Source organism: Aminipila sp. (assembly GCF_032051575.1).
Taxonomy (GTDB): Bacteria; Bacillota; Clostridia; order Peptostreptococcales; family Anaerovoracaceae; genus Aminipila.
Genome location: NZ_DAMBYD010000001.1, coordinates 265659 through 278736, shown reverse-complemented (window position 1 = coordinate 278736; position 13078 = coordinate 265659). Strand labels below are relative to the sequence as shown.

Here is a 13078-nt window from a genome sequence, read left to right as displayed (position 1 = left end):
TGACATTTTAAATAATTCTGCAACACTTTTGCAACAGTTCTGCTATGTATTTTATTATGTCATGACTCTACTAGTATAAATTAAATAGTCAAGTATGCCTTGTGAGTAATAGTCTCCTATCCTCGAAGAGAGAGTTAAGAGCTTATCAAATCCATATATATCTTTTTTATCGTCTTTGTTTAAAAGTGCAGTTGATTGGTCAATGGACATTTGATTATATAGTGAGAGCAATTCTATCCATTCGCTTTCTGTCCAGTAAGGATTGATATGTGCTAAAAACCAAGCTGTCTGCACCGAATTTTCCTGTAGCTTTTCTTTATTTTTATTTACTGTTTCCATGTCTCCACTGATTTGGGCTTCAATCAGTTTATCATAATAATTAATAAAGTTGTTCCACAGATCTACGTATTCATCGGCAGACTGCTCTCCAAATATTAAACTAAAAATATTGGTAGATTTTACCAGTACCGCATTCAATTTCTCCTTTATTGCATCTAAATCACCTAATCCTCCCTGTTTAGTGTGCACATAAGATCTAAGCCAAACAGTAAGATCTCTCCATGTTGTTCTTGAGTCAAATATTAGATTTACTTGATTAATTGGAATACAAATGTTTTGACATCTCCTAACCCTTCTCATTCTATATCCTCCTTTTTATTCAACATATTACAATATATTATTGGGGACTATTATTTGTTACTTGTGATTAAAGGCGCTTGTTTTCATTTTGTCACCTTATTTCATAAAAAATAAGGAGCCCGAGGGCTCCTTTGCTGCTAGTCTGTAATGCTGTCTAAATCTTTTTTTGCCTGCTTCCAGTCAACCTCATCTATGTAGGTATCCTGTCTCTTTACAGTACCCGCGTGTACTCTGATTTCGTATATAAGCATATCTGTGGCTGTTCCCATGTCCACCTGCTGCTTAATAGCAATGTCTCTAATTACTCCATCATACTTCTTTGAAAATTCCTTCTTTAACATATTGTCCTCTCTTTCTGCCCTTTGGGCTTAAAAAATGTATATTAAAAAACACGCAATAATGCGTGCTTTTGTCAACCTTATTTACTAAAATAAAAGAAATAGGAGTTTGTGATATGTTTTTTCTTGCCAAATATCCCCTTCATCCGCCAAAGCACTAACACTTGACAAGCCTAGCATCAAACGCAACGTTATATAAATTGTTTTATATTGTTTACTTCTTTCTTTATTGTATATTTTAACAATATGGTTTTATGCTTCCCGTCACTTGCAATTCTAAAGGTAAAATTCCAAGTAAAAAAATATAGCCCCATAAAAAGGAGCTATATTTTAGACTTTTACATTATCCAATTTTTTCAATTGTCATCATTGGGCAACAGGCCTTAATATTTACTGTATTTTCATTTCCTCTAAGATATATGCAACCAATAACTTGACCTGCCGTGAAATGAGCAACATCGCTAACATTACCAAAGATCTGTGCTCCATTACCAGAACTGTCACATTTTACTGTAGTCTGTAAATAATCATAATACTTTCCAGCACCAGTTTCTCCATCACGGCCTAAAGTATCAAAACCAAAATGTACAAAATCATTAGCAGCACCTCCATAGATATTAGCAGAAGCTGTGATTCTGTAATCCCCTTCTGACAGTATAACTAACTTTCCAGTTGAAGTTATGCCTAAATCATCTTTAAAAATCTTATTAGGTTTAAAGCAAAATCTTTCATGATTCTTGGGACTAATGTTTAACACTTCTTCAGCAAGGGCATCAACAAATAATTCACATTTAGTATACGACATAATTTTTACCTCTTTTCTTTCATAAAATTAATTGTTTTAACTTTTTCACCGGTGATTTTTAATTACAGTAAAAGAAACGAGTTTTTATTTTCTTTGTAAACTGTTACCTTCATTTTTTATTTTTCTAATCCTATTTTAAAGATTTTATGTTATACTTGTATAAAAATATTGGGAGATTATTTGGGGAGATTATTATGGTTAAAAATTTCATTAAAGAGTATAAATTTTTTATAATATTTATTTTATTATTATTTTTCATTACAAAACCAACTTTTGTTTTAGGTGAATCCATGCAGCCAACTTTACAAAATCATGATTTACTATTAACAGAAAAAGTATCTACATATAAAAATTCATTTAATTATGGAGATATAGTTACTTTCAACACTAATATCAAGCTCAACTCTTTCTCTCATAAAGTATTGATTAAAAGAGTGATTGGTATTGAAGGTGATGTAATTACTATTTCTAATGGCAATGTTTATAGAAATGGTACTCAGCTAAATGAACCCTACATTGGTACAAATATTACTTATGGTGATGGCGTTTATGTAGTGCCTGAAAATAGTATTTTCGCCTTAGGTGATAATAGAGAACATAGTTCTGACAGTCGTGACCCTGCGGTTGGATTCATTAATGTTAATGAAATCACTGGGGTTGTATATTTTAGAGCCTTTCCTTTTGATTCGCTTGGGATTTTAAATTAGTATAATTGAATGTATTTTAAAATTTTATTGTGAGCTTCTTCAGGATACTTTGAGTCCTGAAGAAGTTCCTTTTTATTGCTCTATAAAATATGAATAGGCTATCACGCAACAAAAAATCGCGGATTCTCGTCTTGTCTCCAAGCAAAACAAAAAGAGACCCGAAAGTCTCTTTTTTGTTTTGGCGGAGGACATGGGACTCGAATTTAAATTTATGATAATGGTACAATATGTTAACAAAGGCTCAAACGTGTTAATTCCAATACGCTGAGCCTTTTTATTAATGTTTAAAAATGTTTATGAATGTTAGCTAAATTTATAGTTTTACGACAACTTTTACGACAACTAAATTATAATTCTTTAATTTCATCTCTGTATTTACTTATTCGGTTGGATTCGCAGTTATCCAGCAAGCTTCTTCACTAATTTTGTAGACTTTTTCGCCGCCTATTATTAATGGGGCTAGATATACGTAATGGCAATCATCTTGTGTGTTATATCCAAAATATTTTCCTTCTACAGATTTACCTTTAGCCTCAATTGTAATATTGGTACCCCAATTTATTCCTTCATAGCTAACATAATCTGTATCAAGTCCTACCCCTGCGTATAACCAATTGGTCATTATTGTCTTTCCACGGTCTGTTGCTCCATCTAAATCTTTTACTCTTTCAAACCCTAAGAATGAGTAGTAAAAGCTTGACGCAAAAGAGATTAATACGGCAACAGCAATTATCACTATAACAAGTACAAAAAAACCTTTATATTCTTTAATTACACTTAGCATTTAAGAATCCCTCCTTTATTATAATTTTCAATAGTTAAGTTTTTGCCTGGTAATTTATCAGTCAAACATGTTTATTAACTAATAATAAAGAGGAATCTTAAATGCTCTTTTTCCATAATTCTTAGCATAATATGTAACACCATCTCGTGTAAATGATGCTCTAAAGATAAATCCTTTTATTTTCCTATTTGGGTCAATTGGATAAGTCATGTTCTCACCATATTCCTTTCTGGCTCGAAACAAAACTCTTGATTTCTTCTCATATTTATGGTAAAATAAGAAATCTTTAAAAGAGAGCGGACCATGCGAGCCATGTGTCCATGAATGTTGATTGCGCCAACAATCAACAGTTTATATTTATCAAAACACTTAAAAGTAAGTGGGATTTTATATCTCATTTATTTTTTTGCACTGATATCTCGCAGCAGCAGGTGAAACGCCACACTTATTAGCCACCTTTACAGAGCTCATATCGGCTATTAATGTACGGAGCATTAGAAACTCTCCGGCAAAAGCGTCAGCCTGCCATTCAGGATTTTCATAAGTTTTTATTTTCTCGCTTCTTCTCGCAAAACACGTTGAAATTTCATCATGTAGTACATAATGCCCTATTTCATGGATAATTGTAAAGCGATCTCTACCATTTCCATGCACTGCACCCAGATAAACACTTTCGCGGATTTCAATTTTGTTTTCATTGGGATATGTTATTGCCATTTCCTGCATTTCATAATCAGGCCGAACCTCACAATGAAATTCTTCTATGAATTTAGGAATAGTTTTTTCAAGCAATTCAATTACATCAACATAATATGTATCATCGCTTATTCCAAAAATTCTTCTAACTTTTTTAGCTATATTTGCGATACCTTCCCTTGATAAAGGCTTAGCTCTATAAAAACTGTCCACTAACTTCATCACCCCTTTTTAATCGTTCTTTAGAATCTTATAAATCTCAGATTTTTCTTTTGAGTTTAACTGTTCAAATTTTCTTGCAAAGGACATAACTAAATCCCTGTCCTGAGACTTTAAGTTTTCAAGCTGAATTTTAACTTGTTTTTGTGAATTTTCTGCTGCTATTACTAATTTCTGCCCATCTGCATCAGATAAATTATATTCTTTAGTAATTGCATCACACCAACCTACTGGTACATTTTTTCTTCCATTTTCAACAGCCGACAGGAATGAAGCTGCAACTCCGAGTCTTTCGGCCATAGTCGCAAGAATCTCATCAGCATCAATCCTGATTTTTCTGCACATTTTTCCGAAATCTGTCAACATAATATATCCTCCTTCTCCTTTATGGAATCATTATCCATATACTTATTATATATAAATAAAAATAAATGTCAACAATTTTTAGATAATTTTTCTATATTTTATATAAATAATATTAACCTAAAATTGGTTAATATTATAGTGGCCACCCAGGATTACTCCTAGGTGGCTTAACTAATTATTATTTAGGTTGCTTATACGTCATGGCCTGCTGACTGTCCCCTGTTCCTGAAGTGGTCGGGTCTGTCAGCACCCCTATTGCAGTAAGCAAGTTAACTACAAGTCCAGCAATCTGTGTAAACTGGTCCTCTGATATAGGAGCTGTTACTCCCAATATACCAAGCACTTGATATACAAAAGCTACAATACACGCAACAAGTGCAGCAAATGTAGTTTTATTTTTTAATCTTAATTTCCAATTAATTTTCATTTTTGTCCCTCCTGTCAACTACTTCAAATTTTCTTATATCATTTACAAGTTTTGTAATTGTTCCATTACCGCCTAGATTATGGTATTCCTCGTACATAGCATTTACATTTTGCAAGCCATGTAAAGTTATAACCTCGTCATCGCAGTAATGGTAATAGGCTCGCACAATACTGTCTCTGAGCAACGCTTGTATACCCCTACTCTGTGCTGCCTGTTCCTCTTTTATAGCTTTAAATTTAGTAAATATTCGCTTGGCTCCAAATGTCACAGCTATGGAGAGTAGCCCAAAACATGCCTCTAGCCAATATTGTGCAATCCAATTCATTTTAGCCTCCTACTTTACCCTATTAAGCATTACTACCACTTGTTCCTTGGTTACACTTCCTTGTGGTTTTGTTCCATCTGTGATACCGTTTTTCTTAGCTTCTTCCCATGCTTCTTTAGCCCAGCTTGATGGTGTATCTCCACTTCCTGCTAACATTTCTTTAACTATTTTTCTTACCTCTGCTTCTGTCATATCTTCTACCTCCTGTATATTTTGTAAATATGGTAATGGATCTATCTGCTTACCATTTACAATTAACTCCATGTGTAGATGCATAGCCATATTTTTAATATTTCTGGTTGATGCACCCATAATGCCTATCTGATTTCCTGCTTTTATCTTCTGTCCTTTTGCGAGTGGACTTTGGCCCTTTAAATGCTGATATAAGGTTTTGAAACCTCCATGGTCGATTATAACAACCCAACCCTTATAGTCATTCCAGAAGTTGTTAAAGACAACGCCATCTGCCACAGACAAAATGGGCGTTTCTGGCTTTGAAAAGTCTCTGCCTAAGTCAATGCCTTTATGGTATGTCGAAGCACCCTTTATGCCTGTATTTCTAGGTCCGAATTTACTTGTAACCCTTAATGGCTCAACCGGCAAATGATTAAATACTATCAATTTTCCACCTTCTTTCAAATGCATTAAAAAAACACGCACCATGCGTGCCTGTATCATGTTATATAAGACTGTTAGTTGCCTCTGCTATTTATCCATAAACTTCTTTATGTGCTCTTTGCTTACATTCTTCTACATAAACGTTATAGCCTTCAAATGCCGTTTTATAGGTTGCATTATCCATATTAGCCAGATACTCTCGTATTATTTTAGTTTCATCATCATGTGAATACCCAGAAACTTTGTCATGTATATATTCCTTGGACAAGGACTCATATTTTTCTCTGACCTCTTCTTCTGTTGGTGCTGGTGTAGGTGGTTTTTCTATGGCAACAACGTCAATTAGCTTGCCTTCTTTATCTAAAACAAAATTATAATAAGGATATAGGCTAAGAATTTTATTTGCCAATTCTGTACCATCTTCAGCAATAAATTTTGCTTCACCTGTCCAATCCTCATTAGGTTTATCACTCCTAGTTTGAAAGCCTTTATTTTCAAATACTATCATCTTTATCCTCCTATCCTATAGCAGTATAGTATATTACAGTACCACTTCTGCCTGATTGTTGAAACCCATTTGGAACAATAGCAGAGTACTCACTTGTATAAGCTTTACCACTACTTACACTAATCCGACCATTAGTGCTGAATATGTTTGCAGCAGCAATACCATCATTATCACTATACTGTGTTATTACTAACTTAGGTGTAAATCCTACACTAATAGACTGATTAGTACCGCTTGCTGTAGCACTACCACTTACGATGTTAATTTTGTTTTGTAATTTATTTAATGCTTTTAATAGTGTATCTGTGGTTAAAATATCCCCAACATCAGAGGTTTTATAGAACCCAGTTAGTAAGGCATTCAATAGTCCACCTTGCATATATTTCTGCAAAGTTTTATCTACATTAGCATTATCTATAGATAGTCCATATAATGTCCTTACAGCCTCAGATATTTTTATTTCTGCAGCTTGCACGTCTGTCCTTGGAGCCTGATTTAAAAGCACATTACTGATATACCCAGCTCTTTCATCCGTTACAGAGGCAATTACGGACTGATTAGCATTTATTCTTGCCTGTGCAAGGGGTATCTGATAAACATCTTCAGTTTGTATGATATTCGGAACTGCAGGAGTGACTGCGGCACTACCTTTTAAAATCTTTATATATACATTTCTTTCTGCAAGGTTTAGCTCTGCAACAACCCTGTCTATTCTAGGATTACTTTCACCTACAGAAAACTCTATAGTTTCTTGTGCTTCAAGAAAGCCTGTCCTCCCGTTTATAACGATTATTCCTGGCTTAACTACACAAGTCATGGTAGACAGGTGTAGCACCTGTAATTCATTTGTTAATAAGTCTGAACCTCTAACCAGAATACCGTTGCTGAAATATGCTGCCAGCCAGTCAGCTAAATCTCTGGAGTGTGCAACCCTATCATATTCCTCTTGTCCTGTTTGAGGGTTTAATGTAACCTCAGAGTCAAAAGGCATAGCCTTCATTGTTATACTCATTTATTTTGCTCCTTTCGTGACCAATTTTATTGTTTCATAAATATCTGGGATATCATCCCCCAAAATTACGCTTATCTGATATCCATTTATGTCCCAAGTTTCTGTAGCAGCTGTAATACGTAAGTTTGTGGAGAAGCCTATGCTGTCATCTGTACATGTGACTATGTCCCCTAAATAAAAATCCCTACCAAACTTTTTATTGCTTAGTAGGTACAATTTACCGTCTATTATTTCATTTACAACTAATTTTCTTAGTGTGGCCTTTGCATTTGTTTGAAGCATTGCTATATAACTTGGTTCTGGAATAGTAACACTGTCTCTTACTCTGGTTATTCCGGATAAGTCCAAGAAACGTTCTTTACGTAACAGTCCTACTATATTACCAGTACTTACAGTAGTATCTATTCCATCACCTTTTACATAAATTGTGGTACATTCATTGGTAATGTTTTTAAGATACTCTACTTCAACCAGAGTATCTCTATCTCTACTTAACACTACCTGATCCGCACTGTTGGGTATAAAACTGATAATTTCAACTTTATACTTCCATATGCCATTTTCATAATACATATTGTTGTTACACCAATCTAAGTCTGGTTCTTTTCCAACACCGAAAGTAGCCGTAAGATCTATCATTCCACCATATTCAGTTTCCACCGTTAAACCTTCTATTTCTGGCAGTTCACCATAAGCCATTGCAAACTTGTATGTTCCACTACTTTCAGGTACATAAAAGGTGTTAAATCTCTCAAATCCACTTGTTTTATCAACGTTAAAAGTGTAACCCCCCTCACTATCAATAATTCCGTATCCAAGTACCGAATCTGTTGGGTTACTACACTTTATATCTATATAATAAATGTGGTCCTTATTTAGTTGTATATCTCCGTATATATAACCAGCCTTCCGGAAGAAGTATACCCAACGTCTAAACTTACCTGTGGTTTTCCAGTATTCAGCATATCTGTCCTTTATTTTAGTCTTTTTAAACAGTCTTGGATTAGGCTCTACTGACAAGACTTCTTCACCCTGATAATTGGTGCCTCCATCTATCGGATTCCACCCTGTAAGATAGTTTTCAAAATGCCCTGCATTTAAAACATTTATAGCCTTTTGTACTTCTATAGACGTTGTTGTGTTATCTTCTTCTGTACGGTTTACTCCTTTAAATACATCAAAGATAAACTTTTTGTTTTCATCGTCTGCATATAGCCTAAAGCCTAATTGCGCTGCATCGCATAGCTTTTTAGTTATATCTAAAATTTTTTCATTTGCCCCGGCATAACATACTGTCCCCTCGTCAGCATTTACAAGTTCGCCTATTTGCATATCTATTTTTCTATTTGCATCTGACGGAGCAATGACATTTTGAGTTATAAGATTACAGGCAATCTGTGCTGGCTGCATGTCTACAAAAGTATAACTGCCAAGTGCAATTCTCCTGTCTAAATATGCCTCTATCATTCTGCCCTTTACTATCAGCTTTTCCACACCTTCATCATCCTGCGACTTTTCAATGCGTTCTATTATGCCGTTGTGCTTATCATCCTCTGTGTTTTGGACAATCCTATCTTCTTTAAGTAAGGCAAACAACTTTACAGGGCAGTGTAATTCAAATGAGCCAACATCACTATATGAGGTATTCCAGCTAAAGGATTGATATACATCAACAGTACCAATTCTGTCCATCTTTTCATTAAGTATATAGATTTCCATTATTCCTGCACCTCCAAATATAAAGGGGTAAATTTAATTATGTTATTAAGGTTAGAGGCGTTTCTTGCAGCTGTTATGGCTATATCATTCACCCCAGTATTAAGAGTCATGCTCATGGTGGATTTCTTGGAAACTAATTTGAAAATATCTGTTTCAGTATTGCCCCGGATAAACTTTACATGTTTATTTCCAGTCACTGTGGACAATTCCACTATATCGTCTTTTAGCATGTTTACAATAACCTCTATAAACTTACCTGTCTTATTATTTGTTATTTTAGGGTTAGTAACACCCCCTTCATCTGCTATAAACCTCACTACAAAGCCTGTCTCTATATCTCCATCGTTAGGTACATTTTTAGTGGATATGGATGATATTTTACCAAAGCATATACCCTTTGATTTTGGTATAATTAAAGGAAACAAAGGTACTTTATTTGCACTCGAATAATAAAATACTTCTTCGTTAATTCGCTTAAAAACCGGTTCATATGCACTACATGAAATTAAGAACTCACAAAAGAGATTATTATTCTCCTGATAACCTACACCATATTTAATAGATGAGTCTGGTCTTGCTTTTATCTGATACTTTCCTATACTTATAATTAAATCATGCCTTGGATTTATAAGCCTATTTAATCTACTCTTTTTTTCAGCTAAATTGTTAGCAGCGCTACTGCATACTGTACCTTTTATTGATATGTCCCTTGTTCCAAGAACTGTCGCATCAATTTCACTCCCTACTAAGTTTATATATTGCGTAGTACTATGTCTGCCTTTTACCTGTCCAAAGTCTACCTTTTGAATTATAAAATCTTTATTCTCTGATAGTAACTGTATTCTTTGCCCTGTTACTTTATTGGTTAATTCAAGCTCCATATACCACCTCCACTAAAAATCAAGAAGCATTTCTCTCTTAGCCTTGACCATCTGCCTTGCACTTTCAGCCGGAGTAAGAGCTTTAGGGCTGTTAAAAATATAAGTATCTCCACCACTCTGACTCCCTCTGTTATAGGCTTTATTTTCTGATGCAGTTAATACTCTTTCACCTTTATGTAGTTCTGTGACGTATCCATCAAAAGGAACATATTCAAGGCCCGTAGCAGCAGATTCATTTATGACAGTATTGGTTGTTTCTAATCTTTTAGTTGCTTTTTCTGCTTCCTTATTTTGGCCGAAGAGCCAGCTGAAAAATCCCCCTAGACCTTCTTTCAACTTATCATATGAGGTTTTAATTTTACCAGTCTGAGTATTTACTTCTTTCTCGATTCCTGGAGTTGCTTTTTTTATCTCATCCTTTACACCTTTACATGCATCTTTTGCAGCTTTAACTTGATCATCCTTAGTTTTCTTAGCTTCAGTCACCATTGCCTCATATTCTTTTTCCGTAATGGCACCAGCCTCTTTCAGCCTTGCCGCTTGCTTAATTGTCTCATCATATTTCTTTTCTGCCGCTTTAATTTCACCGTCTCTTGCCTTATTAGCATTAGTAATCATTTCCGCTGCCATTTCAGCCGTAAGCCTTCCTTGATAATCTTTCATGCGCTGTCTTATAACAGCTGCCTCTTCTTCGGTGGAGGATAGTTGAGTTATTGCATTGTCTCTCATTTGTGACTGCAAACTTTCAATCTCTTCCATTTCCTGTTCTGTAATTTTCCTATGCTCTTCTTTTGCATTCGCATATATTTGCGTTATTCTTGAAGTAGCATCATCTATTATTTTTTGTCTTTCTTCATGCTTTGTAGTAATGAACTGTAACACTTCACTTTCTCTAGTTTCAGAGAGCGCGGAGCTATCAGTAAAATATTTATTTAGATTTCCAAGACGTTCCTCATAATTCTTCTGCTCAGCATCCTTAATACTGGTGCCCATACTTGTAAATTTACTTACCATATCTGATGCAATTTTATCGGTTATCACGGTTTGATTCACTTCTTGGCTATATAGTGCTTTTGTTACTTCATCATCCATGTCCACATAAGATTGTACGGCTGTCTTGGTTGCATCCGAAATTTTAGTTACACTTGTTTGTACGCTTGTCGCCATACTCCCCATACCAGTATTTACAGTACCCGATGCATATTCAACTTTATCTGCAAATAAATCTACCGTTGGTATGACTTCTTTTGATAGCTCTTTATGTACCGCATATGCAGTTACACCGACACCAGCGATTGCTAATGCAAAAGGTGCTGCTGCTATAGCTGCACTCCCTAAGCCAGCTGCAATGCCACCCAATCCTGTAGCGCCCCCTGCTACCCCCGCCGCTGTACCTAATCCAGAAGCAGCCGTTGTTGCGGTTCCCATGCCTCCACCTAATAAGCTAAGCGCTGTAGAAGTCCCACCGAGGATTGACTTAAATTTTACAAAAGTACTTATACCACCGCCAACCATCTTTAGAACTGGACCAGCAACTAACGCTATACCTGCCCATTTAACAATGTTTTCTTTTTGTTCATCGGATAATCCTGCTAATTTGTCCGCAAGCTTGGATATAACTTCAGCTGCCTTTGTGGCTATAGGTATTAACTCGACACCTAGCTTTATAGCAGAGTTTTTAAGAGAGTTCATTGCCCCTGATAATTTTTGAGCTGGTGTTGCATCCATCTTGTCAAAAGCATCTTGAGTAGCACCGGCACTGTCTTGCATAGCTGAAAGCATTCCGTTATACTCTTCACCATCACCCTTAGCCAAAACCAATGCGGCGGACCCAGCTTCTACAGAACCAAACATATCCTTTAAAGTTTTTCCATCTTTTTCAGCAGTCTCTTTAAGAAGCATTAATATTTCTGATGTAGATTTTCCTTCTTTCTTCAAATCAGCGAATCCTTTACCCGTTAAACTTCTAAGGGTCTTATCTGTAATACTGCCGCTTTTTCCTAATTCAGATAACATAGATTTCAGATAAGTTCCTGATTCTGCAGTCGCAATACCATTTTTGGTAAGTTGTGCGTAAGATGCAGACAATTCTTCCATGCCAAAATTGACAGAAGAAGCAACTGGTATTACAGCACCCATACTAGATGCAAGTTCATCAACTGTTGTCTTACCTAAGTTTTGTGTTGTAATAAGCATATCTGATATTTTACTTGCATCCTCAGCTTTCAGTCCATAACCGTTTATTGCGGTAGTCATTACATCCACCGCTTTTGCTCCATCAGTAAAACCACCTTTTGCTAATTTCATTGCATCTGTTGTAAACTGTATTGCCTTAGTCTGGTCAACCCCCGCAGAGATGGATCCATATACAGCTTCCGAAAATTCATCAACTGCAACTTTGCTCTCTGTAGATGCATCCAAAAGGTCATTTTTATACTTCCCATAATCAACAACACTACTATCTAAAAGTGTAGATACCTTTGCAAAACTACTTTCAAAGTCAATTGCCATCTTACCTGCTGCAATACCCGCTCCTGCTAAAGGCAACGTGACACTTTTTATTAACGTTCCACCAACGCTTGACAGCTTATCTCCAACTTTCGTGACATTTGAAAGCCCTTCGCTTATTCTTTCAGCTTCATTTCTGCCTTCAACAGCAGCTCTGCTCATTTGATTTCTAAAGCCATTGATATCTACTCTAATTTCTGTAAGCAATGGCGCAAGTCTTATTCCAGCTTCCAAACAATCACTCCTTCCTTATCTTCTCAAACTGCCTAATTGAATCAGTATTAGCTTCAGTCTGCTGTAATCTCCACAATGTTTTTAGTATTTCTCTTCCCGATTCACTATGCTTAAGCTCGTGAAGCCATGCTTCTTTTCGATACAACAAATAGAGCGAATATGGCAGTCCTAAAACTTCACTGAAGCTAAGTCCTGTATATTCGCTTATATCTTTTATTTCAGTTGTACAGCATGAATAGTGCTTTTCCCATTCTTCTTGACTAAAATATTTTGATACTATTGCCTCACCGAT

At 35.5% G+C, this 13078-nt stretch carries 15 protein-coding genes; 1 reads left to right on the top strand and 14 read right to left on the bottom strand.

What is annotated here, in order from left to right:
- Positions 1 to 54: 54 nt before the first annotated feature.
- The 3 genes from RTW14_RS01315 to RTW14_RS01305 all read right to left on the bottom strand — a co-directional run bounded on the left by RTW14_RS01315 (position 55) and on the right by RTW14_RS01305 (position 1782).
- Entirely contained in the window at positions 55 to 639 is a 585-nt protein-coding gene (locus tag RTW14_RS01315) for a hypothetical protein (RefSeq protein ID WP_312647601.1), read from the bottom strand.
- 137 nt (positions 640 to 776) lie between these two features.
- Complete coding sequence (locus tag RTW14_RS01310) at positions 777 to 980, bottom strand: hypothetical protein (RefSeq protein ID WP_312647599.1); 204 nt, start codon at positions 978 to 980, stop codon at positions 777 to 779.
- Positions 981 to 1320: 340 nt separating this feature from the next.
- Positions 1321 to 1782: a hypothetical protein gene (locus RTW14_RS01305; RefSeq protein WP_312647598.1), complete on the bottom strand. Its 462-nt coding sequence runs from the start codon at positions 1780 to 1782 to the stop codon at positions 1321 to 1323.
- Between the two features lie 194 nt (positions 1783 to 1976).
- Between RTW14_RS01305 and lepB the strand changes: the two genes are divergently transcribed.
- Positions 1977 to 2489 carry a signal peptidase I gene (gene lepB / locus RTW14_RS01300; protein WP_312647595.1) on the top strand — a complete coding sequence of 171 codons (513 nt, stop codon included), beginning with the start codon at positions 1977 to 1979 and terminating at the stop codon, positions 2487 to 2489.
- Positions 2490 to 2868: 379 nt separating this feature from the next.
- Here the strand turns inward: lepB and RTW14_RS01295 are convergent, their stop codons facing one another.
- The 11 genes from RTW14_RS01295 to RTW14_RS01245 all read right to left on the bottom strand — a co-directional run bounded on the left by RTW14_RS01295 (position 2869) and on the right by RTW14_RS01245 (position 12786).
- On the bottom strand, positions 2869 to 3273 hold the full coding sequence (locus RTW14_RS01295) for a hypothetical protein (protein ID WP_312647594.1): 405 nt from the start codon (positions 3271 to 3273) through the stop codon (positions 2869 to 2871).
- Between the two features lie 387 nt (positions 3274 to 3660).
- Positions 3661 to 4182, bottom strand: coding sequence for an ImmA/IrrE family metallo-endopeptidase (locus RTW14_RS01290; protein WP_312647590.1), 522 nt, complete (start codon positions 4180 to 4182; stop codon positions 3661 to 3663).
- Between the two features lie 18 nt (positions 4183 to 4200).
- Positions 4201 to 4554 carry a helix-turn-helix domain-containing protein gene (locus RTW14_RS01285; RefSeq protein ID WP_312647588.1) on the bottom strand — a complete coding sequence of 118 codons (354 nt, stop codon included), beginning with the start codon at positions 4552 to 4554 and terminating at the stop codon, positions 4201 to 4203.
- Positions 4555 to 4732: 178 nt separating this feature from the next.
- The gene (locus RTW14_RS01280) at positions 4733 to 4981 is read right to left on the bottom strand and encodes a phage holin (RefSeq protein WP_312647586.1); all 249 of its coding nucleotides are present in this window, start codon (positions 4979 to 4981) and stop codon (positions 4733 to 4735) included.
- Positions 4971 to 5306: a hypothetical protein gene (locus RTW14_RS01275; protein ID WP_312647585.1), complete on the bottom strand. Its 336-nt coding sequence runs from the start codon at positions 5304 to 5306 to the stop codon at positions 4971 to 4973. The genes RTW14_RS01280 and RTW14_RS01275 overlap by 11 nt, the downstream gene beginning before the upstream one ends.
- Before the next feature lie 9 nt (positions 5307 to 5315).
- Positions 5316 to 5927, bottom strand: a complete 612-nt coding sequence (locus RTW14_RS01270) for a M23 family metallopeptidase (protein ID WP_312647583.1) — start codon at positions 5925 to 5927, stop codon at positions 5316 to 5318.
- Positions 5928 to 6015: 88 nt separating this feature from the next.
- Positions 6016 to 6432 carry a hypothetical protein gene (locus tag RTW14_RS01265; protein ID WP_312647582.1) on the bottom strand — a complete coding sequence of 139 codons (417 nt, stop codon included), beginning with the start codon at positions 6430 to 6432 and terminating at the stop codon, positions 6016 to 6018.
- A gap of 10 nt (positions 6433 to 6442) precedes the next feature.
- A complete protein-coding gene (locus RTW14_RS01260; protein ID WP_312647581.1) occupies positions 6443 to 7444 on the bottom strand; it encodes a hypothetical protein in 1002 nt (333 codons plus the stop codon).
- Positions 7445 to 9163 (bottom strand): Gp37-like protein, encoded by a 1719-nt coding sequence (locus RTW14_RS01255; protein WP_312647579.1) that lies wholly within the window; start codon positions 9161 to 9163, stop codon positions 7445 to 7447.
- Positions 9163 to 10044, bottom strand: coding sequence for a phage distal tail protein (locus tag RTW14_RS01250; RefSeq protein ID WP_312647577.1), 882 nt, complete (start codon positions 10042 to 10044; stop codon positions 9163 to 9165). The genes RTW14_RS01255 and RTW14_RS01250 overlap by 1 nt, the downstream gene beginning before the upstream one ends.
- Before the next feature lie 12 nt (positions 10045 to 10056).
- Entirely contained in the window at positions 10057 to 12786 is a 2730-nt protein-coding gene (locus RTW14_RS01245) for a phage tail tape measure protein (RefSeq protein ID WP_312647575.1), read from the bottom strand.
- Positions 12787 to 13078: the final 292 nt, after the last annotated feature.